Source organism: Chryseobacterium cupriresistens (assembly GCF_046614675.1).
In the GTDB taxonomy this organism is placed as follows: Bacteria; Bacteroidota; Bacteroidia; order Flavobacteriales; family Weeksellaceae; genus Chryseobacterium; species Chryseobacterium cupriresistens.
Map to the genome: position 1 here is coordinate 119223 of NZ_JBKKJT010000004.1, position 25370 is coordinate 144592.

At 37.1% G+C, this 25370-nt stretch carries 28 protein-coding genes and 1 riboswitch; of the genes, 18 read left to right on the forward strand and 10 right to left on the reverse strand.

The annotated features are described in order from the left end of the window. Nucleotides 1-591, forward strand: a complete 591-nt coding sequence (locus tag ACLI50_RS12825; RefSeq protein ID WP_137905730.1) for an HD domain-containing protein — start codon at nucleotides 1-3, stop codon at nucleotides 589-591. Between the two features lie 57 nt (nucleotides 592-648). Here the strand turns inward: ACLI50_RS12825 and ACLI50_RS12830 are convergent, their stop codons facing one another. The 3 genes from ACLI50_RS12830 to ACLI50_RS12840 all read right to left on the reverse strand — a co-directional run bounded on the left by ACLI50_RS12830 (nucleotide 649) and on the right by ACLI50_RS12840 (nucleotide 2857). Next, entirely contained in the window at nucleotides 649-1032 is a 384-nt protein-coding gene (locus ACLI50_RS12830) for an acyl-CoA thioesterase (protein WP_002977578.1), read from the reverse strand. 116 nt (nucleotides 1033-1148) lie between these two features. Continuing rightward, a riboswitch (cobalamin riboswitch) is annotated at nucleotides 1149-1329 on the reverse strand. A 34-nt stretch (nucleotides 1330-1363) separates the two neighbouring features. Beyond that, nucleotides 1364-2164, reverse strand: a complete 801-nt coding sequence (locus ACLI50_RS12835) for a hypothetical protein (RefSeq protein WP_411413934.1) — start codon at nucleotides 2162-2164, stop codon at nucleotides 1364-1366. A gap of 30 nt (nucleotides 2165-2194) precedes the next feature. Further along, on the reverse strand, nucleotides 2195-2857 hold the full coding sequence (locus ACLI50_RS12840; protein ID WP_411413935.1) for an ATP-binding cassette domain-containing protein: 663 nt from the start codon (nucleotides 2855-2857) through the stop codon (nucleotides 2195-2197). A 412-nt stretch (nucleotides 2858-3269) separates the two neighbouring features. Between ACLI50_RS12840 and ACLI50_RS12845 the strand changes: the two genes are divergently transcribed. Further along, on the forward strand, nucleotides 3270-4358 hold the full coding sequence (locus ACLI50_RS12845; RefSeq protein WP_411413936.1) for a GEVED domain-containing protein: 1089 nt from the start codon (nucleotides 3270-3272) through the stop codon (nucleotides 4356-4358). A gap of 68 nt (nucleotides 4359-4426) precedes the next feature. Here ACLI50_RS12845 and ACLI50_RS12850 read toward each other — a convergent pair whose 3' ends face one another. Further along, nucleotides 4427-6574 (reverse strand): endonuclease MutS2, encoded by a 2148-nt coding sequence (locus ACLI50_RS12850; protein ID WP_227942922.1) that lies wholly within the window; start codon nucleotides 6572-6574, stop codon nucleotides 4427-4429. 126 nt (nucleotides 6575-6700) lie between these two features. Between ACLI50_RS12850 and ACLI50_RS12855 the strand changes: the two genes are divergently transcribed. Genes ACLI50_RS12855 through ACLI50_RS12865 form a run of 3 tightly spaced genes read left to right on the forward strand, consistent with a single transcriptional unit; the run spans nucleotide 6701 to nucleotide 8950 of the window. Next, nucleotides 6701-7228, forward strand: a complete 528-nt coding sequence (locus tag ACLI50_RS12855; protein ID WP_411413937.1) for a GNAT family N-acetyltransferase — start codon at nucleotides 6701-6703, stop codon at nucleotides 7226-7228. A gap of 39 nt (nucleotides 7229-7267) precedes the next feature. After that, nucleotides 7268-8272: an acyltransferase family protein gene (locus ACLI50_RS12860; RefSeq protein ID WP_411413938.1), complete on the forward strand. Its 1005-nt coding sequence runs from the start codon at nucleotides 7268-7270 to the stop codon at nucleotides 8270-8272. A gap of 36 nt (nucleotides 8273-8308) precedes the next feature. Next, nucleotides 8309-8950, forward strand: a complete 642-nt coding sequence (locus ACLI50_RS12865) for a uracil-DNA glycosylase (RefSeq protein ID WP_227942919.1) — start codon at nucleotides 8309-8311, stop codon at nucleotides 8948-8950. Here ACLI50_RS12865 and ACLI50_RS12870 read toward each other — a convergent pair. From ACLI50_RS12870 to ACLI50_RS12880, 3 genes are all read right to left on the reverse strand, one after another. After that, entirely contained in the window at nucleotides 8937-9446 is a 510-nt protein-coding gene (locus ACLI50_RS12870) for a hypothetical protein (RefSeq protein WP_411413939.1), read from the reverse strand. The two genes, ACLI50_RS12865 and ACLI50_RS12870, sit on opposite strands and share 14 nt — an antisense overlap. 16 nt (nucleotides 9447-9462) lie before the next feature. Continuing rightward, nucleotides 9463-9954 carry a DUF456 domain-containing protein gene (locus ACLI50_RS12875; protein ID WP_110010116.1) on the reverse strand — a complete coding sequence of 164 codons (492 nt, stop codon included), beginning with the start codon at nucleotides 9952-9954 and terminating at the stop codon, nucleotides 9463-9465. A 79-nt stretch (nucleotides 9955-10033) separates the two neighbouring features. Then, the gene (locus ACLI50_RS12880) at nucleotides 10034-11221 is read right to left on the reverse strand and encodes a carboxypeptidase-like regulatory domain-containing protein (RefSeq protein ID WP_411413940.1); all 1188 of its coding nucleotides are present in this window, start codon (nucleotides 11219-11221) and stop codon (nucleotides 10034-10036) included. Nucleotides 11222-11469: 248 nt separating this feature from the next. Between ACLI50_RS12880 and ACLI50_RS12885 the strand changes: the two genes are divergently transcribed. The 10 genes from ACLI50_RS12885 (at nucleotide 11470) to ACLI50_RS12930 (ending at nucleotide 21407) form a co-directional block, all read left to right on the forward strand. Next, nucleotides 11470-12738 (forward strand): mechanosensitive ion channel family protein, encoded by a 1269-nt coding sequence (locus ACLI50_RS12885; protein WP_343640114.1) that lies wholly within the window; start codon nucleotides 11470-11472, stop codon nucleotides 12736-12738. A gap of 175 nt (nucleotides 12739-12913) precedes the next feature. Continuing rightward, nucleotides 12914-13633 carry a pyridoxine 5'-phosphate synthase gene (locus tag ACLI50_RS12890; RefSeq protein ID WP_202844327.1) on the forward strand — a complete coding sequence of 240 codons (720 nt, stop codon included), beginning with the start codon at nucleotides 12914-12916 and terminating at the stop codon, nucleotides 13631-13633. Nucleotides 13634-13756: 123 nt separating this feature from the next. Continuing rightward, a complete protein-coding gene (locus ACLI50_RS12895) occupies nucleotides 13757-14536 on the forward strand; it encodes an alpha/beta fold hydrolase (RefSeq protein WP_411413941.1) in 780 nt (259 codons plus the stop codon). Between the two features lie 116 nt (nucleotides 14537-14652). Then, complete coding sequence (locus ACLI50_RS12900; RefSeq protein WP_202838953.1) at nucleotides 14653-14889, forward strand: microviridin/marinostatin family tricyclic proteinase inhibitor; 237 nt, start codon at nucleotides 14653-14655, stop codon at nucleotides 14887-14889. Nucleotides 14890-14938: 49 nt separating this feature from the next. Continuing rightward, nucleotides 14939-15163, forward strand: coding sequence for a microviridin/marinostatin family tricyclic proteinase inhibitor (locus ACLI50_RS12905; RefSeq protein ID WP_110010111.1), 225 nt, complete (start codon nucleotides 14939-14941; stop codon nucleotides 15161-15163). Between the two features lie 72 nt (nucleotides 15164-15235). Then, nucleotides 15236-16192 carry an MvdC family ATP-grasp ribosomal peptide maturase gene (locus ACLI50_RS12910; RefSeq protein ID WP_411413942.1) on the forward strand — a complete coding sequence of 319 codons (957 nt, stop codon included), beginning with the start codon at nucleotides 15236-15238 and terminating at the stop codon, nucleotides 16190-16192. Beyond that, nucleotides 16185-17189, forward strand: coding sequence for an MvdD family ATP-grasp ribosomal peptide maturase (locus ACLI50_RS12915; RefSeq protein ID WP_411413943.1), 1005 nt, complete (start codon nucleotides 16185-16187; stop codon nucleotides 17187-17189). The genes ACLI50_RS12910 and ACLI50_RS12915 overlap by 8 nt, the downstream gene beginning before the upstream one ends. 258 nt (nucleotides 17190-17447) lie before the next feature. Next, entirely contained in the window at nucleotides 17448-18461 is a 1014-nt protein-coding gene (locus tag ACLI50_RS12920) for an NAD-dependent epimerase/dehydratase family protein (RefSeq protein ID WP_411413944.1), read from the forward strand. Further along, nucleotides 18458-20224 carry an AMP-dependent synthetase/ligase gene (locus ACLI50_RS12925; RefSeq protein WP_411413945.1) on the forward strand — a complete coding sequence of 589 codons (1767 nt, stop codon included), beginning with the start codon at nucleotides 18458-18460 and terminating at the stop codon, nucleotides 20222-20224. The genes ACLI50_RS12920 and ACLI50_RS12925 overlap by 4 nt, the downstream gene beginning before the upstream one ends. A gap of 124 nt (nucleotides 20225-20348) precedes the next feature. Beyond that, nucleotides 20349-21407 (forward strand): diphosphomevalonate decarboxylase, encoded by a 1059-nt coding sequence (locus ACLI50_RS12930; RefSeq protein ID WP_411413946.1) that lies wholly within the window; start codon nucleotides 20349-20351, stop codon nucleotides 21405-21407. A 41-nt stretch (nucleotides 21408-21448) separates the two neighbouring features. Here ACLI50_RS12930 and ACLI50_RS12935 read toward each other — a convergent pair whose 3' ends face one another. Beyond that, nucleotides 21449-22489, reverse strand: a complete 1041-nt coding sequence (locus ACLI50_RS12935) for an endonuclease/exonuclease/phosphatase family protein (protein WP_411413947.1) — start codon at nucleotides 22487-22489, stop codon at nucleotides 21449-21451. A 150-nt stretch (nucleotides 22490-22639) separates the two neighbouring features. Here ACLI50_RS12935 and ACLI50_RS12940 point away from each other — a divergent pair, with 150 nt between their 5' ends. After that, the gene (locus ACLI50_RS12940; RefSeq protein WP_411413948.1) at nucleotides 22640-23080 is read left to right on the forward strand and encodes a nuclear transport factor 2 family protein; all 441 of its coding nucleotides are present in this window, start codon (nucleotides 22640-22642) and stop codon (nucleotides 23078-23080) included. A 33-nt stretch (nucleotides 23081-23113) separates the two neighbouring features. Beyond that, entirely contained in the window at nucleotides 23114-23491 is a 378-nt protein-coding gene (gene gloA2 / locus ACLI50_RS12945; protein ID WP_120231915.1) for an SMU1112c/YaeR family gloxylase I-like metalloprotein, read from the forward strand. Nucleotides 23492-23494: 3 nt separating this feature from the next. On the opposite strand, the gene ACLI50_RS12950 is transcribed toward gloA2, so the two are convergent. Both ACLI50_RS12950 and ACLI50_RS12955 read right to left on the reverse strand, forming a co-directional pair. Next, the gene (locus ACLI50_RS12950) at nucleotides 23495-23878 is read right to left on the reverse strand and encodes a DUF1634 domain-containing protein (protein WP_034699869.1); all 384 of its coding nucleotides are present in this window, start codon (nucleotides 23876-23878) and stop codon (nucleotides 23495-23497) included. After that, the gene (locus ACLI50_RS12955) at nucleotides 23878-24708 is read right to left on the reverse strand and encodes a sulfite exporter TauE/SafE family protein (RefSeq protein ID WP_076597404.1); all 831 of its coding nucleotides are present in this window, start codon (nucleotides 24706-24708) and stop codon (nucleotides 23878-23880) included. The genes ACLI50_RS12950 and ACLI50_RS12955 overlap by 1 nt, the downstream gene beginning before the upstream one ends. Nucleotides 24709-24805: 97 nt before the next feature. Between ACLI50_RS12955 and ACLI50_RS12960 the strand changes: the two genes are divergently transcribed. Continuing rightward, the gene (locus tag ACLI50_RS12960; RefSeq protein WP_411413949.1) at nucleotides 24806-25357 is read left to right on the forward strand and encodes a DUF1543 domain-containing protein; all 552 of its coding nucleotides are present in this window, start codon (nucleotides 24806-24808) and stop codon (nucleotides 25355-25357) included. Nucleotides 25358-25370 lie beyond the last annotated feature (13 nt).

Below are 25370 nucleotides of genomic sequence, written 5' to 3' on the forward strand. Positions count from 1 at the left end.
ATGAAAATTCAGAAAGAGATAGATTTTATTCTGGCAGTAGATGCGCTTAAAAATGTACAACGAAGAAATTATAATGCAGACGATTCCCGAAGAGAGAATACGGCTGAACATTCCTGGCAGATCATTATTCTTGCCCAGATCCTTTATCCATATGCTAAAAACCGAGCTGATATTGATTTGCTAAGAGTGATAAGAATGCTTTCCATTCATGATCTTGTGGAAATAGAAGCCGGAGACACTTTTATTTTTGATGAAAAAGCTATGGTCGGAAAGTTTGAAAGAGAGAAAGCTTCAGCCCAAAAGATCTTTGGAATTCTGGATGAGCCTTTACGTACAGAATTTTTTAACCTGTGGCTGGAGTTTGAGGAAGAGAAAACACCGGATGCTATTTTTGCCTGTGGAATCGATAGAATTATGCCGTTTATTTTAAATTCCCATACTACAGGAAAGAGCTGGACAGAAGCCGGAGTGACGGAAAGACAGATCCGGAATATGCTTGAAAATGCAATCAGCAGAGCATCAGACGAAATGGGAGAGGCTTTTGAACTTTTATTGAACAGAAGTCTGGAAACAGAAAAGGTATTGAAATAATGTCAATGAAAATATTTAAAGCTTCGGGCGGCCAAAGGCCGCCCGAAGCTTTATAATTTATAGTATCTGGATTGGTTTCTTGAATTCGTCGATGGCTACAAAAGTAAAATCACCTACAATAGCTTTTTCTCTTTCATAGGAGTACATCTGTTCAGTGTAAATTTCAACATTCACCTTCATACTGGTTTTTCCCACGTAGGAAACTTTGCCGATCAGTTCCACAATAGTTCCGGCAGGAATAGGTTTTTTGAAATCGATTTTATCACTGCTCACGGTTACCACTCTTTTTCTGGCAAAACGGGTTGCGGTGATAAAAGCTACTTCGTCCATCAGCTGCATGGCAGTACCTCCAAAAAGGGTATCGTAATGATTGGTTGTGTTTGGGAAAACCGCTTTAAAGATTCTGGTTTCGGATGCTTCAATTCTTTCTTCTGTAGTCATATATCATTATTAATTAAAGCGAAATGAAAGGATACTAAAACAACAGAATAATGACAGGAACTTATAGAATTCCTGAAACAATCCATCAGATCAATACAACTTCAAATCGCGAAAGTTACATGTTTAAGAAAAAGGCAGGTCTCCTGACTTGTAACATCATTTATCTCCTTCCCATGCCTCGCACAGTGGATCTTTGATAAAGACTTCAGTTACTTTACAGTTGCGCGACAGTCCGTGATTTTCACACGGTTCCCTTTTAATCTGCAGTGATGCAGAACCAATTTCTGTGATGAATAAGCGTAAAAACTTTTCGAATGCAAAAATAATGAATTTATTCCGGATTATGATAAATAATCTGGCTGATTACTCTTCCCTTCTTAATTGTCCAGAGTGTTGTATATCTGTTTTCCCCTGAACCATTGATCATATAAAGGAAAATATTATCATTGTCGAGAGAAGTTACTCCAATGTTCTCAAAATCCATGGTAGGCTGGAACATGTTTTTGATGGCTTCCCTTACAAAAACAGAGCCTCTTCCGGGCTGCTGCACTCTGATGGATTTGATTTCGGTCATTCCTTCCGGAAGGTCATTACCAATTCCCCATGGTTTTACTTTATCAATCGTAAGAATTTTTCCATCTGCATCTTTTTCCTTTTTACGGTAACCTGCATTGGAAGGGTAAATATCAATCACTACTTTGCTTCTTTGGGCAGTAGGGATTTTAGGATCGGAATTGTCGGTAAAAATCAAAGATCTTCCGTTTTTAGATTTGGATGGAGTATAGGCGGGAAGCTGGTCTACATAGGCAATACGTCCTTTATTCACCATTCCTTCTTTATCCAGAGTTTCATAACGCACAAAAGGTTTGTCGTCATCCTGTTTTTCGGGATATTTGATCCAGATCCATTCCGTTTCTCCCGGAGCCGGCTTTACATAAACAAATACATCACCTTTGCGCATACGGATCTTATCTACAATTTTTCGGTAGTCGTCTTTATGTACGCGTACGTTGGCATATCCTTCCTCAGCTTTTACCACTCCAAAAGGAACTTTAGTCTGTCCTTTTACAAAAGCAATAGATAAAATACTGAAAGCGGATAAATAGAATGCTTTATTTATGAAAGTCATCATGAAAATTTTTTAATCCCTCAAATATATAAATTAAATGCTTTTCGGAAGATAATTATACCGCTGCAGTTCTTTTAAATCTTGTATTTGTTTCAGGTAGCCTTCACGCAGAAGAAATATTTGGTGTGAAATATCAAGAACTTCCTGATAATTATGATCAGAAATAATGAATCCCTTATACGCAGACTGTTCAATGATTGCAGCTTTCAATGCTGCAGAAATTTTCGGAGAAAGACTATGGAAAGGTTCGTCCAGTAAAACAAAATCAGCTTCAGAATAAATTATCATTAAAGCTTCAATGATTCTCTGCTCACCTCTGGAAAGATTTTTAGGTTTTTCTGACAAAAAAGGACGGATCAGATCTGAAGTCAATAATAGATCTGTACTTTTCTTATTGCAAAAAAGAGGAATGAAGGTTTTAATGGTATTGTACTTCGGTAAGAAAATATCCTGTGGCAGGTAAGCAATTCTGTTTTTTCTATCGGAAATGCTTTTCAGAACTTTGTCATTGTATCTTATAAACTGGGTATCACTGCTGACAGTTCCAAAAATAATTTTTAATAATGTTGATTTTCCGGCACCATTTCTGCCCAGAATTCCAATAATCTTTCCGGTTTCACATCCTAAATAAATATCCCGCAGGATATTATTATCTTTAAAAGACTTGGTTATGCTGTCAATATGAAGCTTACTCATAAAATTCCTGTTATTATTTTGACAATCACACAGACAGATACTGTGAATCCCCAAAGGAAACTTCTGGAAAACCCTAAATTGGCATAAAAGTAATATTCGTTTTTAAACCTGAGTTCATATATAAAATAATGAAGGACAGGAGATATTAAAAGAAAACTCAATCCAAAGTTCTCAATATTGAAAGAGGATAAACAAGAAGCTAATAAAGAAAATATCAAGGTGGGAATTATTATTTTTTTATAAAAAATCCAGAGAGTAGAAATACTTTTGAACATATATTAAAGCATAGAGTTTCTGTGTGTTTTACACTTTATTGTCAAAAATATTAAAAAATACAATGCTATATGGAGAAAGTATAAGCTATATTTGAAAAAATACCCTATTTTTCAAGGAAATTTTAAAACTGATAAACATGACCAAAAAACTACTTTTTGTATTCTCTTTTATGTTGGGAATTTCAAGCCTTCAGGCAACCCACAAAATAGAAGAAGAACCTCAATCTTTATTGTACTGTGATACCAATGCTCCAACAGGAGTTCAGATGTCGAATATAACACTTACTTCTGGAACAGTTACCTGGACTGCAGATCCTAATAGTCCGGATAATATGATAAGATATAGAATACCAGGAACAACTTTCTGGATGACGGGTACACCCGTATCGGGTCAAAACTCTTTCACAATTACAGGTTTGCAACCTTGTACAACGTATGAAGTACAGGTAGTGAAAGTCTGTACAACACAGGGATTATGGTCTAATCCTATATTTTTTACCACTACCATTAATTATTGTGCAAGTGCTTCTACAGATACCACGATGATGCATATTTCCAATGTGACCGTAAATTCTACAGGAGTTAACACACCAATGGTAAGTGACTCCGGACCTTCTAATTATATAGATTACAGAAGTGATCTGAGTCGTAGAGTTAAGTTTTTTATAGGAACTACAGGAAATAAGCTTTCAGTAACCAATACGTGGATGGGGACACCCGGGACAACAACAGTAACGGCGTGGATTGATCTTAATGCCAACGGAATTTTTGAATCCAACGAAAGAGTGATGGTGGCCAATAATGTTACTCAGGCTGCTCCGGCTGTATCTGTGTTTACGATTCCAAGTCTGGCAGCAGTGACACTATGTGGCGTTACCATGAGGGTTATTTCCAGTCAAACAATACCTTTAGATGCCTGCAGTACATTTACCTATGGGGAAGTTGAAGATTATGGAGTAGATTTAATCAATCTCACCCTTGGATTGGAAGAATCAGGAAGGTCTGTAAAAACTGAAATTTATCCTAATCCCACATCTGATATTTTAAATATCTCCGGAATTTCAGAAGCTGCCGATTATGAAATTTATAATATAGCAGGACAGAAAATTGACGAAGGAAAAGTTTCAAATCACCATGTAAACCTTAACCATTTATCAAAAGGAGTTTATTTTATCCAGCTGAAAGATAAAGAAAAGGTAACCCGATTAAAATTCATTAAGAAGTAAAAATAAAAAAGAGAGAGTACCTTTGGGTGCTCTCTCTTTGTATTTGCGCTAATTTAATTTCTTATTTATTAAATTCTTTCAAGTTCATCTGCATCAATGGTTGTCTTGAAAGTTCCGTAATTGACAATCACTTTGTTTCTGGAAATTTTCTCAATGGTTCCTACACTGGTACTTCCTGTAATACGGACACGTTGTCCGATTTTCATCCATACGGCACGATCGGTTTTACGCTTTTCCTCAAGTTTTTCATTGGTTTCAGCAATTTTTTCAATCACTTCTTCTTTTTTCAGCTGTTGAGTGATTTTTCTCTTAACAACCTGAAGGCGCTTGGATTCATCCTTGTCTGTCCCCAGTTTTCGGAATTTTTCCTGTTCAAGAAGCTTTACAAAATCTTTTACCACATCCTTTCTGGATTTTCCTTTGGTATAGCTGTCGATGAATGCTTCAATCTTATTTCCGAACTGAAGTTTGCGGTGTTCCTCTTCATACAGTTTCTGGAAATTGAAAAGTTTCTGCTGAAGCTGGTCATTCAGTTTCTGAAGGTTATCACGTTTATCTTCTACGGATTCTTTTCTTTCGGCAAGATCGGATTTCAGTTTCTCAACCTCAAATTTTTCCTGCTGCAGTTTTACAATCGTCTTATCAAGATTCACAATATCATGCTCTACCTTTTTCTTGGCCGAATGGATGATAAATCTTGGAATTTTATTCTTTTCTGCAACTTCAAAAGTAAATGAACTTCCTGCCTGCCCCACTTCAAGCTTATACATCGGCTCCAGTGTTTCTTCATTGAAAAGCATGGCTGCATTCTGGGCGTTGGGAAGCTGTTCTATCACCAGTTTAATATTGGTATAGTGCGTTGTGATAATGGCAAAACTCTTTTTATCATAGAAAAACTCCATGAAACTTTCTGCCAGCGCACCTCCAAGCTCCGGATCAGAACCTGTACCGAACTCATCAATAAGCAATAGCGTATTGGCGTCTGCTTCACGGATGATTCCTGACATTTTCTTCAACCTCGATGAATAGGTTGATAAGTGGTTTTCAATAGATTGGTTATCACCAATATCCGTCATAATTTTCTCAAAGAAAAACATTTCAGATTTTGGATGAACCGGAACCAGAATACCACTCTGAATCATCAGCTGTAATAATCCTACCGTTTTCAGGGTAATTGACTTTCCACCGGCATTCGGACCGGAAATACAGATGATCCTGTTATGTTCTGTTAAGGTAAGTGTCTGAGGGTGAATGGTTTTGTTCTCGACTTTGTTTCTTAACCATAAAAGAGGATGATAAGCATCTTTTAATCTCAACGTTTTATGATGATTGATTTTTGGAAGAACTCCGTTAATCAGTTCACCAAATTTCGCTTTAGCTCTCGTAAGATCAAGGTCAAAAATATACACCTGATATCTCCACAGCTGAGGCTGAAATTCTGCCAGTTCTGCTGTAAGCTTACGGAGAACTTTATCAATTTCTTTTTTCTCTTCCTCTTCATTCTCACGGAGTTTGAAATAGTGCTTTACAACACTGTCCGGCTGAATATATGTGATGGAACCTGTTTTGGAAATTCCTAATGTTCTTCCGGCAACCCTTTTTTTGAATCCTGACTTTACTGCCAGAACCCTCTGGTCGTCAATAATCGTTTCCCGGATATCATCCAGAAAGTCACTCTGTCCGTACGTGGTAAGAGCGCGGTTGAAATTTTCCTGGATTGCTTTTTTAGCAAGCTGAATTTCGGTTCTTATCCCTTTCAGAGCTGGGGAAGCTTCGTTTTTTACTTCACCAAAACGGTTAAAAACCTTATCCACCTTCTCAATGATCTCTTTTCTGAATTCCAGTACAGAAACTTCTTCCAATAAAGTAGGAAACGTTTCCGGCATGGTTGGGAAGAATTTCTGAAGTCTTCCGATCTGTTCCGTGATGGTTTTTATTTTGATGAAAGCAGCATTTTCCAGACGGTAGTTCTCGATCAGCATCAATTTCAGCTCACTTTCAATATCTTCATACTCATCAAACGGAATCGCATTTGAACTTTCAAAACTCGACAGATATTCTGAGGTTTTTTTTAATGAAAGTTCCGCCTCGTCAATTTCCATCGGACGAAGTTGAAGAATTTTTTCTCTTGTTTTCGGAGAATACGCAAATGGGGAGATTTCCGCGAGCAATTGCGGAAACTCTAATTCGTCTAAATCTTCTTTATCTATATACACAGTGCAAATTTAGTGAGAATTTTGATTATTACGTATATCTGAGAGATTTACAGAATAAATTAACCGGGATTTAAAGTTTTAACACTAAAAAATAAACCAATGATATTCTTTTATTAAATTTGAAATATGAAACTGGAAACCCAAAGATTATTACTGAGAGATATCAACGAAAGTCATGTTGATGATATTTTGCGAATCCGAAGCAATGAGGTGATCAATCGGTTCGTTATAAGGAAATCTCCTGAAAATAACTACGATGCGCTCCAGTTTATTCTGACGATTAAAGAAAAAACTAAAAATAACCAAACCATCTATCTGGGAATTTCTTTAAAAGATCAGCCGAACCTTATCGGAACCATCTGTCTCTGGAATTTTTCTGAAGACCGTAAAACAGCGGAAGTCGGTTATGAATTACTGCCCGAATACCACAGGCAGGGAATCATGTCTGAAGCTTTGAAGTCCGTTCTGGATTTTGGATTTAACGAATTGCATTTACAGGAAATTGTGGCTGTTACCAACAAATTCAATGAAAGCTCAAAAGGACTTCTTTTAAAACATCATTTCATTTTGCAGGAAGGAAAGCAGGATGAAGGTTTTCCGGATAATATTATTTTCAGACTGCAAAAAGCCTCTCGCAGCCCTTATGAGATCTAGCAGGTTTTTCTCTATCTTTATTGCCGATTGAAAGTATATATGAAAAATGAAGTAAAATCTTTAACGGGGCTTAGAGGAGTTGTTGCATTATGGGTAGCTTTTTTTCATTTTAGTTTTTTCAGGAACGAATTTATTCAGGATATAGTAGGAAAGGGGTATGTAGCGGTTGATATCTTTTTTGTATTAAGCGCTTTTTTACTGACGGTTTCCTATTCCGGAAAGTTGAAAGATCTGAATTATAAAGGACTTGAGGTTTTTTATAAAAAAAGAATCAACAGGATTTATCCTGTGTATATTGTATCAGTTATTTTTATTGCATTGTTTTTAGTGAAGACTTCTGTAGCAGGATTTCTCATTAATGCTGCCTTATTACAATGCTTTTTTAATCCGGATTATCTGTTGAATGTTGTCTACTGGTCGCTGAGTACAGAATGGATTTGCTATCTGATATTCCCCTTTATGTTATGGTTTGTCCTGCAGTATAAAATACGCAGCGAGATTTTAATTATTACCAGTTTGGTTTTGAGGTTTGTGCTTCCGTACTTACCCGGCCATTTATATATAGGTTCTGAGCATCCCATGGAAGTAGGGGAATCACCAAGATACCTTGATCTTCCATACGGCCTTGTTTCTCTTCTGAGGACAATTTCTTCTTATTTTCTTGGTATTGGAGCTGCCCTTTTACCACAATTTAAAATGAAAAGAGAAAATCTGATCATGTATATCATTCTCATATTATTTGCATCCATGTTGTTTGTGGAAAAAGGATTATTGTTTATTCCTTTACTATCAGCATTGATGATCAAATACCTTTATGAAGGAAAGTCAAATCACCTAAAAGCATTTTTAGAAACCAAAGTCATCTATTTATTGGGAAATATCTCTTACTCATTATATATTATCCATTATATGGTGAAGAAACAGGATTTTGTTATTGTGAATAATTATCATCTTAATAATTTGTTGTTAATCTCTTTTTCATTATTGCTGTCTTACTTTTCCTATATGCTGATTGAAAGAAAAGTAAAGATATTTAAGGTATAATGTAAGCCCTTATTTTAATATTATTATTTTTGCACTATGACCTGGACAGAAATTTTAGCCCCGATAAAAAGTACGGAATACTTTACAACCCTTTGGGAGAAAGTGAAGAATGAATATGCAACAACCAAAGTTTTTCCACCAAAAAATCAGATCTTCAGAGCATTGGAACTTACTGCTTTTGATGATGTTGAAGTTGTGATTATTGGGCAGGATCCTTACCATAATGATTATCAGGCGAATGGTTTATGCTTTTCTGTTTCCGAACAGGTTGCCGCACCGCCATCCCTTAAAAATATTTTTATTGAGTTAAAAGATGATCTGGGCGTAGTAAGAACTTCCAAAGAACTTGATGATTGGGGAAGACAGGGCGTTTTACTGTTGAATGCTACCTTAACGGTTCGTGCTCATTCACCCAATTCCCATAAAGACCTTGGCTGGGAAAAATTCACCAACTTTATTATTAAGGAGATTTCAGATAAAAAAGAGAATGTAGTGTTTGTATTGTGGGGCGCTTTTGCACAAAAAAAAGCCGAACTCATAGATCCGGCTAAACATTTTATTCTGAAATCGGCACACCCTTCACCCTTTTCTGTGCACAGAGGTTTTTTTGGAAGCAAGCCTTTCTCAAAAATTAATGAATATCTTGTTTCCAAAGGGAAGAAGCCTATTTCGTGGTAGAATCAGCTGATGGTTCAGCTTTTTTTATTGTAATTCCGATTTTATATTTTCCGGCTAGTGCTTTTGTTCCGTCCTGTGATTTCGGATACGGAGCAATATCCTGTAATGTAATAGTGTAACCATTAAATTCTGTCGACTGGTGGTAATTTCTTGCCGGAAAATCTCCGCTGGCAAGGTTCAGAATCATCGGCCGGGTAGAAGTTCCCATGACCTCCACCTGAGCAAGAGCAACGCCCGCCCAGATACAATTGACTCCTTCAGGACAACGGCTGTCTTCAGAAACCCCTTTGAATGTCACATTCATCTGGTATTCTCTTAAAAACTTATTCTCTCCTTCACTCAGGTAGATAATACCATCTTTCTGATTATCAGGGCTTGTTGATTTTGTGCCTGCAGACATTTCAGGGGATTTTGTATTAATTCTGGATTTCTTTTGGGCATCGCATCCTGTTAATGCAAATATTCCCAGACTGAGTATGATAATTTTATGGAACATAGTTTCTTATATTTAATTAAATGACGTTGAACATATCAAGTAATACTACCAAAAACATTGCCACTCCTACCACAAAGCTGAATCCTGTTCCGTAAATGAATCCAATCAGTGCTCCTTTGGTAGATTGTAAAGCCTTATTCATATCCTTACTGTCGTGAAGTAATTCACCAATAAATACCCCTGCAAACATTCCTATCAGAAAACCTAATGGAATCGGAATAAATATTCCCACAATGGTTCCGATAACAGAACCAATACTTCCCCAACGAGTGCCCCCGTATTTTCTGTTGGTCTTTGCCGGAATCACATAGCTTAACACTACAGAAGCTGCCGTAAGAATTCCGAAGGCCCATATATAAATCATCGGAAGATCCGCATCTGTCCCGAATTTATAGATCAACAGTCCGCAGATACTCAGTAAAAGACCAGGTAATACAGGAAGAAAAGTTCCCAATATTCCTATAAATAATAAAATAAGGCAGAAAATATTAATAATCGTTGTATCCATTCTTTAAAAAAATATACATGCAATATAAAAAAAGTGGCCTTATAAAAAGCCACTTTGAGAACTGAGTTATAAAATTTTATTACAAATTTAAGATTACGTATTCCAGAATCGGTCCTGCTTTACCGATATTTCCGCTTGCGTGGTTATGGAAAGTGGTATAATAGATATTTCCGCTGGTAGAGTTTCCTGTGCAGGATCCCATGGTATCTCCATGTGCCTGATGGGCGTTCCAGGCATTCTGGTTGATGGTAATGGTGATGTTATTTCCACTGGCTGTGTGATGACAGATGGTGATGTGGTTGTTGTTTAAAGAAGTTCCTACAGGAGTTTGTGGGGCTGAGGGATTGGTATAATGTGCTGTTCTTATCATCAACGGTTCATTGCCTTTCTTTACGAGAACATCCCAGAATGAAGGATCATAGTTTTGAATTTTTTCCCATGCGCCCATATCATATTGAATGTCCAGGGTATTAAATCCTAATGCAGTTGCCAAAGCCGTGTTTGAAACGTTACAGCCCATATAAGTAGTGGCAGTGCCTGTATCCTGCAGACAAAGAAGGTTATCATTGATAAAACCTCCCGGTGCATTACAGTTTTCGGTATTAGTATTTCCTCCTACCAGATAAGCCGAAGCCCAGTCTGAGCTGTAAAGACTTCCGCCATTGGTTACAAAAGTGGAAAGATTGGTATAAACATTAACGTCATTGCTCGGCATTGAAGTTCCTGTTTGGGCGTAGGTACGGGATCCGCAGTTCAGAAAGATAATGTCATACTGGGAAATGGTGTTGATATTTTTTAAATCCTGATACGTAATTTCAGTGGCAGTATATCCGAGAGAGGTTATAATGGCTTCAATTTCATCATAGCTTCCTTTTATATAAGCCATTTTTGCTATCTGATCCAATTTTGAATCTGTGGCAGCTACAGTAACTGTTTCATTCTTCTTAATGGTAAGAGGAAGTTCTGTTCTGAAGTTTTTACCATCACCTGTCTGAATGTGAAGGGTTGTCTTGCCTTCAGGAGCTGTTAAGCTGAAACTTCCGTCAGCATTGGAATAGGTATGGTAAACATTGCTCTGGTCGTCAGTAGTAAATACAAGAGCCCCTCCAATCGGTTTGGTCCCGTTTTTTGCCAATACTCTGCCTTCCACTGTTCCTGTGGATATTACTTTAGTGGGGTTTTCTTCGGGAGTAACAGAGTCGTCTCCTTTACAATTAGCTAAGAGCAGAAGGCTGCATAGCGTGATCAACAGGTAGTTTTGTTTCATATTTAATTGATTTTGATGGGTTTAGTTTTAATCAAATTTAATAAAATTTTAATATTAATACATTAAAATTGAAATTTGTTTTAATTTTTTTTATTTAAATGTATTGTTTGTGGTTTATTTTTCAATTGTAATGGTGGACTGTAGAAGATTTATAATTTTTATTAAATATTTTCTGATGAATACCTTTTGGGATGAAAATTGATTGCAAATAATAAAATGATGATTCTTAATTTCATAAATTTGCTGTAATGAATGACCAGTTACAAGAAACCAAAAACTTTATACAGGAGCTGAGCGAGCAGCTTTACATCTATATCACCCGGATTTCACCAGCCGGGCTCGACTGGGTTTTTCATATCATTGTAAAACTGAGCTTACTTCTTGTCCTGTTTTTAATCACTGATTTTATTTTTAAATTCATTATCAATTCAGTATTCAGGTTATTTCATAATGAACAGAAGTTCCCGATCGTAAAATCTATTTATCAGTCGAAAATCACCAATTCTGTAGCCCATTTTGCTGCTTTGATTGCGGTTGCCGGGATCCAGGGATCTATATTTCCTGAAAATGCACTGCCCAAAACCACCATTTTTATCATAAGATGTATCAATCTTGGATTGGTATTGATAGTAGCGGGAATGCTCTACAGATCACTGACCGCTTTCAGAAATTATTTCAGTATTAAACAGGATTTCTACAAAATAATGGCACTTAATGCCATTTCAGAAACTGTAAAGATTTTAGGACTCTTCATATTTACAGTAGTAGGACTTTGTGTGATTTTCGGGATCAAAGGAACCACTATCGTAGGAAGTCTGGGGGCTATTACAGCTGTTCTGGTATTGGTTTTCAGAGATACTATTTTAGGATTTGTTACAGGTCTTCACGTGGCTACTTCTAAAAACTTAAAAGTAGGGGATTGGGTAAGTATTCCCAAATATAGTATTGAAGGGAATATCACGGAGATCAACCTTTTGACGACTAAAATCACCAATTTTGATAAAACGGTTTCCACAATTCCAACCTATGATCTGATGACCACTGAGATCAAGAATATGCAGGTGATGTCTGAATCCAATACAAGAAGAATAAAAAAATCAATCTACTTTAATATCAATTCTTTTAAGTTTCTGACGGATGAAGATGTTGAGCGGTTAAAGGAGATTAATCTGATCTCAGATTATCTTGAAGAAAGAACTTCAGAAATTAAAAAAGAAAAGGAAAGTCTTGAGCATAAAGATAAAATTGTGAATGGAAGACAGCTTACCAATATCGGTGTATTCCGCTATTATGCACAGAAATATATTGAAAATGATCCTGATATTGATAAAAACGGAACCCGGATGGTCCGCCAGCTGGAGATCACCCCACAAGGGCTTCCGCTTGAAGTATACTGTTTTGCCAATGATTCCAAATGGGAACGTTTTGAGCAGATACAGGCCGATATTTTTGACCATTTACTGGTGGCTTCAAAAGAATTTGAACTTCAGGTGATGCAGGTAAGCGTGAAAGTGTAGAAGCAGGAAGATTGAAAAGGGAAGTGGATATTTCCAGTCTCTTTTAACCCAAATTTTAAATTAAATTTTTAAATGATCATAAATGTGGAAGACCAATAAAAGTACGAAGTCTGGATTTACTTCCAACTCCATGCTTCCAGCTTCCAACATCTTATATCTAACATCTAAAATAACAATGACAAAACTAAGCGTAAACATTAATAAAATTGCGACGTTAAGAAATGCAAGAGGAGGTGAAACTCCAAGTGTTACAGAAGCTGCTGTAAAAATTCAGGAATTCGGAGGACAGGGGATTACCATCCATCCAAGACCTGATGAAAGGCATATCACAAGAAAAGATGTCTATGATCTGAAGCCGTTGGTTACGACTGAGTTTAATATTGAAGGAAATCCTCATCAGGATTTTATTGATATGGTATTGGAAGTGAAACCTGAACAGGTGACTCTTGTACCGGATGCTGATGATGCCATTACATCCAATGCCGGCTGGGATACCAAAAAACATCTCGATTACCTTACAGAGATCATTGCAGAATTTAAAAAAGTGGGAATCCGTACTTCTGTTTTCCTTGATCCTTTACCGGAGCTTGTAGAATATGCGGCCAAAACAGGAGCAGACAGAATAGAGCTGTACACTGAAGCTTATGCAAAAAACTATCTTACCAATAAAGAACAGGCTATAAAACCTTATTACGACACTGCTGTTGAAGCGACAAAGTTCGGGTTGGGAATTAATGCAGGACATGATCTGAGCTTAGAAAACCTGAAGTATTTCTCAGATACCATTCCGAACCTTCTGGAAGTATCTATCGGACATGCTTTGATTTCTGAAGCACTTTATATGGGATTGGAAAATACAGTTCAGGCTTATCTGAAGAGACTGGCAAAATGGTAATTAATAAGAAATCAGAAGTTAGAGATGAGAAGTTAGTACAACTTCAATTATATTAAAAATAGCATAAACAGATGATGCATAATTTATCTAACTTCTAGTTTCTCACATCTAACTTCTAAAAATATGGAAATTTTAAACTCAAAAATATTCGGCGAAAATGTAACGAATACGCCGCTTCTTGTATTTCACGGACTATTCGGAATGCTCGACAATTGGGGAAGTTTCGGAAAGGATCTGGGAGAATATCTTCCGGTACACCTGATCGATCTTCGAAACCACGGAAGAAGTTTTCACTCAGACAGCATGTCGCATGATGACCTGGCCGATGATATTGCCCGTTATATGGATCATTACGGAATTCAAAAAGCGCATGTTTTAGGGCATTCTTTAGGCGGAAAAGCAGTGATGCAGTTTGCCATAAAATATCCTGAACGTGTTGAAAAACTGATTGTTGTAGATATTTCACCTAAGGCATATCCGCCGCATCATCAGGGAATTATCAAAGCACTGGAAACCGTTGATTTCAATACGGTTACTTCAAGAAACGAGGTGGAAGCTGTCCTGAACCAATATATTCCCGAAAGATCTACCGTGCAGTTTCTGACGAAAAATCTGTATTGGGATGACAATAAAAAACTGGGCTGGAGGTTCAACCTTAAAACATTATCTGAAAAATATACTGAGTTTGTTTCCAATGCCATCAAATTCGGAGTTTTTGAAGGTGAAACCTTGTTTATAGCAGGGGCAAAATCCAATTACATCCTTCCACAGGATGAATTCGGTATCAGGCAGCAGTTTCCTAAAGCTAAAATAGTGACGGTGAAAAATGCAGGACACTGGGTGCAGGCAGAAAATCCGGTTGATTTTGCAAATGTTGTTAAGGAATTTCTTGGTTTAAATTAATTTTATACTTTGATTTTTAATATTATGTTAAAATTTTATTAAAAACATATATTATTTCTCCATGAGTTGAAATTTTTGTACTTTGGATTTTCAAAAAACAATAAAAATATTAACTTATGGAAAACAAAAATTCAAAAAAGAAGCCGTTTTTTGCATCATTCTTAGAAAAACAGGTTAAAGATCCTGAAACAGTAAAAGGTGGAGGTATTACTTCCGTATTGGCAGATCAGATCACTACAGCCCTGCAGGATCAGATCACGACTCCTCTTAAGGATAATGTTACCAAGCCTGATAATGATAATGTAACCATGAAATATCCTTCTGACGGTGATGAGGATGTTTTAGAAGTATGATAATGTACAAGCATAAGCTAAATTATAATCCAACCAAAACTAAAACATTATGAAAAGCAACAACTCAAAGAAGAAGCCGTTTTTCGCATCATTCCTGGAAAAACAGGTGAAGGATCCCGAAACTGTAAAAGGAGGAAGTGACATCACACTTGCTGAAACAGATTTGATTACAAAGCCGACAATAGATACGGTAACCTCTCCAAAAGATGATATGATGCACACGCTGAAATATCCATCAGACGGTGATGATGATACAATCACTATTCCACTATAATAAGTAGAATATTCAATAGAATAATAGGGAAACTTAAATAGTAAGTTTCCCTTTTTAATAAAAAACCGGCAAATGATTCTCTGCATCACCCACTCACAGGATTTTTATAATATTGATCTCTTTTTCGAATATCTTACCTCTAAAAATATTCCCTTTTTCAGACTGAATTCTGACCGCCTGAACCATCTTCAGAAAATCAGTATTCATGAAGATTCATTTGAATTGACTGACGAATCAGGAAATACCATTCATTCTGATGATATCAAAGGCGTATGGCACAGAAAAGCCTGGAGGATCAGTGCACCCGAAGAGCTGGATCAGGATTACGAAAAAATCTTTCTCAACGAATATGGCAGCCTGAGGTATAACCTGATAACGGCTTTAGAACATATTCCCTGGATCAACCCTTATGAAAACGAAAAAAAAATCGACGGTAATAAGATCTTTCAGCTGAAAATTGCACAAAGAAATAATTTAACCATTCCCAAAACCATTTTTTCTAATGATGAAGAAAAAATAACCACATTTTTCCATCAGTACTGCCAGGGAAAAGCCATTGCGAAGCTTCACGGAGTTACCGCAAAAACAATGTCAGGGGAAAATATGATTTCCACTACAGTTATTGAGGAAGAATCCCTGGAACACCTTTCAGATATTGCATACTGTCCGATGATTTTTCAACCCTATATTGAAAAACAATATGAATTACGAATCGTGTATGTAGATGGTGAGTTTTTCACAGGAAAAATCAATAACAGTGAAAATGCAGACTGGAGAGTTGCCCGCGAAGGATATTTCTGGGAAGCCTACGAATTACCTGATGCTATTAAAGCCAATCTCACTTACATGATGAAAGAAATGGGACTTTATATAGGAGCGATCGATATGATCAAAGGAAGAGACGGGGCGTATTATTTCCTTGAAGTCAATCCTCAGGGAGAATGGGGAATGCTTCAGAAAGAACTGGGATTTCCCATTGCAGAAAAAATTGCCGATAACCTTATCAAAAGAATTAATTTCCATGAATAAAATTTTAATAATTACCCATACCGCAGATAATTTTTCCATTGAGAAAGTAACAGAATACATTGAAAAAAATAATTGTGAAGTCATTCGCTTTGATGTAGACGTTTATCCATTACAAAACAAACTGTCCACTATTTTCCAGGATGGAGAATGGGTAAGTTACCTTGAAACGCCTGAAACAAAACATCGTTTGGATGATATTTCTGCCATATGGTACAGAAGAGCTTACAATATCGGAAAAGGATTAAAGGAAGAAATGGACTCTAAATTTTACGGTGCGGCTATGGGGGAAATCAGAAATACCCTTTTTGGTTTCTTCGAATCTGTGGATGCTTATTCTCTGGGAAAACCAAGTGTTTACAGAAGACTCGACAGCAAGGAAGAACAATTGAAAATTGCAGATAAATTAGGTCTCACCATTCCGGCAACCTGTCTTACCAATAATCCTGATGAAGCAAGGAAATTTATTGTAAAACATCAGAATGTAGTGGCTAAAATGCAGACCGGTTTTGCCATTTATGAAGATGGAATAGAAAATGTAGTGTTTACGAACGTTGTTGGCGAAGATAAACTGGAAGAACTGGATTCATTGCTGTATTGTCCGATGCAGTTTCAGCAGATGATTCAGAAGAAAAAAGAACTTCGTATTACCATTGTGGGAAGAGACGTTTACGCATTCGAAATAGATTCCCAGCAGTCTGAAGATGCCAAAATAGACTGGAGAAAAGACGGGGTTAATTTGATTGATAAATGGAGCAGAACAGAACTTCCGGCAGATGTAGAAGCAAAACTGCTTGAACTGCTTGATACTTATAATGTAGATTATGGAGCCATAGATATGATTGTTTCCCCTGAAGACGAATATTATTTTATTGAGATCAATGCGGCAGGAGAGTTCTTCTGGCTGGATAATCTTACAGAAGGAAACCTTATTTCCAAAAGCATTGCAGATGTTCTCTGCGATAAAGCGCCAAGAAGAAATAATGAGGTAATGGCGTAAGCAATAAAGAATTTTAAATATAAAAAGTCCTGAAAGTTGTCAATTCTTTCAGGACTTTTCAGTTGGATACCCTTTTGTGATTTAAATTTTCAGGTTTGTGGTATTCGGAATGATAATATTGGTTAAATTAAGTTGAATTATGCTTTAAAAATCGCAAATTTGCAAAAACGGTTTTTCCAAATAATTTTTACCGATCCGGAAGCATTGCCGGATAGAAAATATTGTTATATTTTAGTCAGCAATCAAGTAAAATAATTAATGATTTTTGTAACGGGGGCTACCGGAATTCTGGGAAGAATAATTGTACTGGAACTTCTTAAAAGAGGGAAAAATGTACGTGCTTCCAAACGGCCGGGCAGCAATTTAAACGAAGTAAAGCATTCATACAGCTTTTATACGGAGAATCCTGACGATTTTTTCAATAAAATTGAATGGGTAAACGTAGATTTTGATGATCTCGATTCTTTAAAAACTGCACTGCAAGGCGTAGATGAGGTGTATCACTGTGCTGCCAAAGTAAGTTTTCATCCGAAAGATGAAAAAGAAATGTATCATACCAATATTAAAGGTACAGAAAATCTTTTGTTTGCCTGTGAAGGATCCGACGTTAAAAAATTTCTCCATGTAAGTTCTGTCGCCGTTCTTGATAATTTTAATGAAAAAGGAGAACTGGATGAAGATTCTGACTTTAATCCAAAACTGGAACATTCTGCCTACGCCATCTCTAAGCATTTATCCGAAATGGAAGTATGGAGAGCGTCCGCAGAAGGACTGAACGTGGTGATCATTAATCCCGGCATGATCGTAGGAAGCGGAAACTGGAACCAAAGCAGCGGTGAGCTTTTCTCAACCTTTGAAGACAATAGCTTTACCTTTTCAGGAGGTTCTGCGTATGTTGATGTAAGGGATGTAGCCAATACGGCTATAGGATTAATGGAAAATAACCTTTTCGGAGAACGTTTTATTATTGTTGCTGAAAATAACAGATATGCAGACCTTGCCAAACAGGTAAGAACCCGCCTGGGACTTAAAGATGCGAGAATTCTTTCACAATCTGTACTCAATATCGGAAGAATAGCCAACACCCTTTTCGGATGGCTGATTCCAAAACTAAGGATGGTGACCAAATCAAATATTGAGGCCATCTCTTCATTCAACACCATTTCCAATCACAAAGTCAAAGAAAAACTGAACTATCAGTTTATTCCCGTAAAAGAAAGCATAGACTTTCACCTGAACAATTATATTAACGACAAAAAGCTGAAGAAATGAATCTTGCAGAGGCAATTATCCTTAAAAATGTAGAAAAATATCCTATAAAAGCGGCCATCGGATTTAAAAAGAAAGATGCCTGGAAAGAGCTGAGCTGGAAAAAATTCAGTGAAATTATTTTTAAAACAGCCAATGCTTTAAAAGAATCCGGTGTTCAGGAGAATGACAGAGTCGCGATTTATTCAGACAACTCATCAGAATGGATGATCATGGATCTGGCTTCTCTGGCTATCGGGGCAGTTACAGTACCCATTTATTCCACGAATAATGCTGAGCAGGCAGAACATATCATCAACGATTCCGGTGCTAAAGCCGTTTTGGTAGGAAACCAGATGCAGTACGATGCCTGTCTTGAGTTTTTACATAAAGAAGAAAACAATCTTGAAACCATTATTGTTTCTAAAAAAGCAGTGTGGATCAAGAAAGAGTTCAATAGTTTTTATCTTGAAGATTTTATCGCAAAAGCCTCGCCGGAGCTGGAGATCTGTAAGAAAGAAAATGATGATACCGCTACATTAATCTATACTTCCGGAACTACCGGAATTCCAAAAGGAGTAATGCTTACCCATGGAAATTTCATCAAAGCATTCGACTCACACTTTGAATTTTTTAAGTTTAAAAACTTTGAAGAAGAACTTTCACTGGCATTCTTACCTTTAAGCCATGTATTTGAAAGAAGCTGGAGTTTACTTTGTTTGTACGGTGGTGCCCGTGTGTATTTCCTTGAAGATCCGAAAAATGTTGCCAAAGCATTGGAAGAAGTAAAACCTACTGCCATGTGTGCCGTACCAAGATTTTTCCAGAAAGTATATGCCGGAGTTCTTGAAAAAGCGGAAGAAGGTTCAGTTCTGAAAAAGAAAATCTTTGACTGGGCCCTTAAAACCGGATGGGAAACCGCAGAATTAAGAAGAAATGAAAGGCCGGTTCCTTTTGGATTAAAATTCAAAGAATCTGTAGCTGATATGCTGGTTTTCAGTAAAATTAAAAATAAAATGGGAGGGAGATTATGGTTTTTACCTTGCGGTGGAGCTTCATTATCACCCGAAGTTACCCGTTTCTTTGAGTCAGTGGGCATTCACGTAACTGTTGGATACGGATTAACGGAAACCACCGCAACATTGACCCTTTTCCCTTTAACTCACTTTGAGCATGGAACCAGTGGAAAGCCTCTTCCGGGAGTAGAAATGCGTATCGGAGAAAATGATGAGATTCAGGCCAAAGGGAACGGAATCATGAAAGGATACTACAATAAACCTGAAGAAACCCAGAAAGTATTCACAGAAGACGGATGGTTCAAAACCGGTGATGCCGGAAAGTTTGATGAGAAAGGAAACCTGATCATCACAGACAGAATTAAAGACCTGATGAAAACTTCCAACGGAAAATATATTGCTCCGCAACAGATCGAAAACCTACTGACCAATAATAATTTTATCCAGCAGATTATGCTGATTGCGGAAGGAAGACAGTTTGTTTCAGCACTGATCGTTCCTAATTTCGAATTTTTACAGGACTATATTAAGAAAAATAATATTCCTTTTACCAATTGGGAAGATGCTGTAAAAAATGAGAAAGTAATCGATCTTTACAAAGAAAAAATCAAAGAACTACAGAGCCATCTGGCAGATTATGAAAAAGTGAAGAAATTCACGTTAATGCCGGCAGAATTTGACATCAATACAGGAGAAATTACTCCTACCCTGAAGGTCAAAAGAAATGTGGTGATCAAAAAATATGCGGATATTATAGAGAAGATGTATTAAAAATTTTAACCTCCCTTTTCATGTCAATTACAATTGAAGACTTGAAAATTCCCCTCTCTTGCAGGGTGGGGGAAATTCAAAGAATTTTTGACGGGTGGTTCAAAATAATGACTTAAAGTAAACTATGACAACACAGGATTTTATAGGAAAAGAAAATTTCACCATTCATACCCAAACGGTTTCGGAAAGCTGTCCGTCTAATATTGCCCTGATCAAATACTGGGGAAAATATGCTGATCAGATTCCTGCTAACCCAAGCATCAGCTACACGTTAAACCATTGTAAGACCAATACTTCAATGGAATTTACTGCGAATGAGACTTTTTCAGTACAGACTTTTCTGGCGGGAAATGAAGAAGTGAAGTTTGCCGAAAAAATTGAAAAATATTTCAGAAATATAGAACAGTATCTTCCATGGATTCTGAAAGGAAAATATATCATCAGAACAGAGAATACATTCCCGCATAGTTCCGGGATTGCAAGTTCAGCTTCAGGGTTTGGGGCCATTGCAAAATGTCTGATGGCGTTGGATGCTTCATTTACAGGAAAAACTTCTGAGGAAGAATCTTTGAGAAAAGCTTCATTCTTAGCAAGATTAGGAAGTGGAAGCGCATGCCGGAGCTTGTATAACGGACTTGTGGTGTGGGGTGAAACCGATGAGGTAGAAGGAAGTTCAGATTTGTTCGGAGTACAGTATCCCAATGCTGAAATTCATGAAGTATTCAAGAATTTTAATGATTGGGTTCTGTTAATTCATGAAGGGCAGAAAAGTGTTTCTTCAACAGTAGGTCACGGTCTGATGAAGACGAATCCTTATGCAGAGAGAAGATTTCAGGAAGCAAGGGAAAATTTTGTTCCCATGAAAGAAATCCTGAAAAAAGGAGATATGGAAAGCTTTATCAAATTGGTAGAACATGAAGCACTTACCCTGCATGCCATGATGATGATGAGCGATCCTGCCTTTATCCTGATGAAAACAGGAACACTGGAAGTCATCAACAAAATCTGGGACTTCAGAAGAGAAACAGGACTTCCATTATTCTTTACCCTGGATGCCGGAGCGAATGTTCATCTTCTGTTCCCGAGTAACGGATCTGAAGAACAGATTAAAACCTTCATTGAGGCTGAATTATTACAGCACACCCAGAAGAATGGAGTAGTGAAGGATGTGATGAAATTTTAAATTAAAAAAAAACAATAGGAGTGGGCTTTAGCCCACTTTTTTTAATCCTCAGTGACCACAGTTTCCCGTTCGCCATCTTCTTTCTTTCCTTCCTCGATCATGATTTCAGCCTCAGCTTTCTCTTCAGCAGTTGCTGTTTCTATCAGTTCTTCCTGTTCATCGTTGTGATGATCTATGAAAAACTCGCAGTATACCGGAAGGTGGTCTGATCCAAAATTCTCCAATGTCTTCAGCTGTTGGATAAAAATATCTTCACTGTGAAACATCAGATCAATAGGGAATCTTAAAAGACGGTATTTGGCATGGAAGGTAGAAACGAAAGAATGCCCGATTCTGGGATCTATCAGGTGGCTTGTTTTTCTGAACAAGACAGATGATCTCGACCAGGCAACATTATTGAAGTCTCCTACGACAATAACAGGCTTTTTAATATCTTTTACACGCTTGGCTGTACTTAGAAGATCGCCGTCTCTTTCCTTTGATGTTTCTTCTTCCGTAGGACTTGGTGGCGGCGGATGAACTCCAAAGAAAACAAAAGAAAAACCATCAGCGGTTTTCATATGGATCTCAATGCTCGGGATGTCATCAGCAACGAAATAATGGGTTTTTGCTTCCTTAATCTCCACTCTTGAATAAAAATGCATCCCATAGGTATTTTCAAGAGTCACTTTGTGCTGGTAGGAATATTCTTTTTCCAGGGGTCTCATTGCTTTTTCCCAGTCACTGTTGCTTTCCATCGTCATGAAAAAATCAGGATTGTGCTTTTTAACGAGTCCGATGAATTTCTCATGCTCTTTATTGAACTGATAGACATTGGCCGAAATAAAATGCAGTTTATCAGAAGATCTGTGAAGCTGTCTGTGTTTTTTTACAGGATAAAAGTGGGTGTATTTGATGAGTGTTTGACCATGATGAATAAACATGACCAGCAGAAGGCCCTGATAATACCAGAAATATTCTGTAGAATCTGTGAAAAAGCCTAATAAAAAAGTAAAGAATATAAGGTAGGTAACCTGTATTTTGGCAAATTCAGGAACTCTGAATATCCAGTGGGAATGCTGAATTTTCGGTAGTATTGTCATGACCATAAGAAGTATGGCCAGAATCAGATAAATAATCCACATATAATAGCTCTGAAATAATTGGATTACAATTTAAGGAAAATGAATTTTAAAATTTGTTAATCAATTTAAATTTTATTTTATCTATTTTTAATTATCTAAATCTATACTATGAATAAATTAATGGCATTTCTTGTTCTGATTAGTATTTCATGCTTCGGCCAGCAGAATACAGATATTGAAAAACCTATCCGAAACCTTTTCCTTGGTATGAAAAATGCAGATCCTGAGTTGGTAAAATCCGCTTTTGCAGAGAATGCAGTACTTCAAACCATCACCAAGGACGGTACTGTAAAAAGTGATAGTATTTCGGATTTCATCACTTCGGTTTCAAAATTTACAAAAGGAGATCTGGATGAAAGAATTATAGTGGAAGCCATTCATACGGATGGAAATCTTGCAACTGTGTTTACCCCTTATTCTTTTTATTTAAAAGGAAAATTATCACACTGCGGGGCAAATAGTTTTCAGCTGGTAAAACAGAATAATGAATGGAAGATCCAGTATATTATTGATACGAGAAGAAAGGATAACTGTAAAGAAATACAATAATAAAGTTCAATTGAAAATCAGGTTAAAATAAAAATGAAGATTCACCATATTGCCATCATCTGTTCAGATTATGCGGTTTCAAAAAAGTTTTATACGGAAATTTTAGATCTGAATATCATCCGTGAAGTATACCGCGAAGAAAGACAGTCTTATAAACTTGATCTTGCCATAGGAGATCATTATGTGATCGAACTGTTTTCCTTTCCCGATCCTCCCCAACGTCCGTCACGTCCCGAAGCATGTGGTTTAAGGCATCTCGCTTTCTCGGTAGAAAATGTTATGGAAAAGAGGAATGAACTGATCAGAAAAGGATTAAACTGTGAAGAAATTCGCATAGACGAATTCACAGGAAAAGAATTTTTCTTTACCCAGGATCCCGACCAGCTGCCGTTAGAGTTTTATGAAATGTAAAAATTAGTGCGCGTAACCTGCAAAGAAACTCACCGCCATAATGGCTAAAACAATAGAAGAAATCACTACATATACATAGTCTTTTTCTTTTAAATAACCTATTAAAGCGAAAACGATTCTCATCAGAGGAGTGAAGATCAGCAAAAGAATACCCAGCTGAATAATAGCTGTACCTTCTCCTTTACATAGAGAGTCCCAGAAATGTCCCCAGACCTTTTCAGAAGAAGTACCTACGACAAGGCTGGTATATTTTTCGGGCATTTTAAAGCCTTCAAAAAATAACTTGATAAAACCAATCAATGATGTAGCCACAGACAGAATAACACCCAGTCTCAGAAGATTTCCTACCGAACGGTTCAGATCTACATCTGTAAAATTCTTTTTCATTATCTGAAACTTTTGTTGATACCGTTATACATCATATAAATGGAAAGAATGGTAATCACAATGGCAAAAAATACTTTTAATTTTTTGGTCTTCGATACCATCAGCGTTTTTGAACCGATAAAACTTCCGATCACAACTCCGATCAGTACGGGAGCTACAATTACCGGAATGATTTCTCCTCTCTGGAAATAGATCAGGGCACTGGCCACTGCCGTTACTCCGATCATGAAATTACTGGTGGTTGTAGATACTTTGAAAGGAAGCTTCATCATATTGTCCATTGCCAATACTTTCAATGCACCGGAACCTATTCCCAGAAGTCCGGACATGGCTCCTGCAAACATCATCATCAAAAATCCGGGAACTGTATTTCTTGCAGAATAGCTTTTCAATACTCCTTTATCGGGAAATGTTCCGTACAGTTTCAGCTTTTCCTCCAGACTTCCCTTTACCAAAGGTTCCTGGTGATCAGGTTTCCCTTTAAGATTTAAAATAACGGTTAAAAGAAGGATACTTGCGAAAATAATTCCGATTGTATTTGGGTTAAGCATTCCTGAAACAAGGGCCCCAATAATAGCGCCTGCTGTGGTGGCTATTTCGAGAAACATTCCGATTCTCATATTGGTAAAGCCTTCTTTTACGAAAGCTACAGCCGCACCGGAAGAGGTCCCGATCACAGAAATAAGTGAAGCACCGATAGCGTAATGCATTGGAACGCCGAATCCCAGCGTTAATAAAGGAATGATGATAACTCCTCCTCCTAAACCCGTAAGTGAACCTAAAAGACCCGCTGAAATTGCGCCAAGGAAGAGTATGATGATTTCTGACATACTACAAATAATACTACAAATATAAAATTATTGTGATAGTCTGCCAAACATTTGAAAAAGATAAATTTAACGTATTTTTGTATGCATGAAAAATGTAATGAAATTATTTTATGTCATTCTCGGGGCAACGCCCAAAGGAAGAAATATTGAACAGCACGATGTTTTCTTCGGTATCGCGGAAAGTCTTAAGGATCTGGTTCCCGATATGAAAGACTTCTGGAAGGAAGCAGAAGGAAAAATTCACCTGGACTGTTACCAGGAAGTGAGATTTGCGGACGGGTATAAGGTGGAGATTGTAGAAAAGGGAGAGAAATCTTCAGAAGATCAGTTATTTTTTCTGAATTTAGGCGGCTACAAACCTGGTTTCTTTGAAGAATTTCATGAGCAGCACCTGATGGTAGGGCAGTCTATGGGTGAAATTGTGAAGAGAGCAAAAGCTACCGAATTCTATCAGACCATGGGGTTTGAAGGCGCTGTAAGCCATATTGATGATAAGCATGGAGTGGATATTGATGATATTTTCAATGTAAGTGATATCCTTCCTGCCTCTATGAAAGAAAAATATGCTATCGTTCTTCATAAGTCTGATGAAGAAAATCAGGAGAACCCAATGGGGCTTGGCTATTTAAAAATCGATAAAATTCAATAAGAGTAAATCTAAT

Coding starts and splice junctions, on each gene's coding strand:
- ACLI50_RS12855 (WP_411413937.1), top strand. CDS start 6,701: ATGAAACTGGAAACCCAAAGATTATTACTGAGAGATATCAACGAAAGT.
- ACLI50_RS12910 (WP_411413942.1), top strand. CDS start 15,236: ATGATTCTCTGCATCACCCACTCACAGGATTTTTATAATATTGATCTC.
- ACLI50_RS12940 (WP_411413948.1), top strand. CDS start 22,640: ATGAATAAATTAATGGCATTTCTTGTTCTGATTAGTATTTCATGCTTC.
- ACLI50_RS12935 (WP_411413947.1), bottom strand. CDS start 22,489: ATGACAATACTACCGAAAATTCAGCATTCCCACTGGATATTCAGAGTT.
- ACLI50_RS12925 (WP_411413945.1), top strand. CDS start 18,458: ATGAATCTTGCAGAGGCAATTATCCTTAAAAATGTAGAAAAATATCCT.
- gloA2 (WP_120231915.1), top strand. CDS start 23,114: ATGAAGATTCACCATATTGCCATCATCTGTTCAGATTATGCGGTTTCA.
- ACLI50_RS12920 (WP_411413944.1), top strand. CDS start 17,448: ATGATTTTTGTAACGGGGGCTACCGGAATTCTGGGAAGAATAATTGTA.
- ACLI50_RS12955 (WP_076597404.1), bottom strand. CDS start 24,708: ATGTCAGAAATCATCATACTCTTCCTTGGCGCAATTTCAGCGGGTCTT.
- ACLI50_RS12895 (WP_411413941.1), top strand. CDS start 13,757: ATGGAAATTTTAAACTCAAAAATATTCGGCGAAAATGTAACGAATACG.
- ACLI50_RS12890 (WP_202844327.1), top strand. CDS start 12,914: ATGACAAAACTAAGCGTAAACATTAATAAAATTGCGACGTTAAGAAAT.
- ACLI50_RS12870 (WP_411413939.1), bottom strand. CDS start 9,446: ATGTTCCATAAAATTATCATACTCAGTCTGGGAATATTTGCATTAACA.
- ACLI50_RS12900 (WP_202838953.1), top strand. CDS start 14,653: ATGGAAAACAAAAATTCAAAAAAGAAGCCGTTTTTTGCATCATTCTTA.
- ACLI50_RS12905 (WP_110010111.1), top strand. CDS start 14,939: ATGAAAAGCAACAACTCAAAGAAGAAGCCGTTTTTCGCATCATTCCTG.
- ACLI50_RS12825 (WP_137905730.1), top strand. CDS start 1: ATGAAAATTCAGAAAGAGATAGATTTTATTCTGGCAGTAGATGCGCTT.
- ACLI50_RS12840 (WP_411413935.1), bottom strand. CDS start 2,857: ATGAGTAAGCTTCATATTGACAGCATAACCAAGTCTTTTAAAGATAAT.
- ACLI50_RS12950 (WP_034699869.1), bottom strand. CDS start 23,878: ATGAAAAAGAATTTTACAGATGTAGATCTGAACCGTTCGGTAGGAAAT.
- ACLI50_RS12930 (WP_411413946.1), top strand. CDS start 20,349: ATGACAACACAGGATTTTATAGGAAAAGAAAATTTCACCATTCATACC.
- ACLI50_RS12880 (WP_411413940.1), bottom strand. CDS start 11,221: ATGAAACAAAACTACCTGTTGATCACGCTATGCAGCCTTCTGCTCTTA.
- ACLI50_RS12915 (WP_411413943.1), top strand. CDS start 16,185: ATGAATAAAATTTTAATAATTACCCATACCGCAGATAATTTTTCCATT.
- ACLI50_RS12830 (WP_002977578.1), bottom strand. CDS start 1,032: ATGACTACAGAAGAAAGAATTGAAGCATCCGAAACCAGAATCTTTAAA.
- ACLI50_RS12835 (WP_411413934.1), bottom strand. CDS start 2,164: ATGATGACTTTCATAAATAAAGCATTCTATTTATCCGCTTTCAGTATT.
- ACLI50_RS12885 (WP_343640114.1), top strand. CDS start 11,470: ATGAATGACCAGTTACAAGAAACCAAAAACTTTATACAGGAGCTGAGC.
- ACLI50_RS12875 (WP_110010116.1), bottom strand. CDS start 9,954: ATGGATACAACGATTATTAATATTTTCTGCCTTATTTTATTATTTATA.
- ACLI50_RS12845 (WP_411413936.1), top strand. CDS start 3,270: ATGACCAAAAAACTACTTTTTGTATTCTCTTTTATGTTGGGAATTTCA.
- ACLI50_RS12960 (WP_411413949.1), top strand. CDS start 24,806: ATGAAATTATTTTATGTCATTCTCGGGGCAACGCCCAAAGGAAGAAAT.
- ACLI50_RS12865 (WP_227942919.1), top strand. CDS start 8,309: ATGACCTGGACAGAAATTTTAGCCCCGATAAAAAGTACGGAATACTTT.
- ACLI50_RS12860 (WP_411413938.1), top strand. CDS start 7,268: ATGAAAAATGAAGTAAAATCTTTAACGGGGCTTAGAGGAGTTGTTGCA.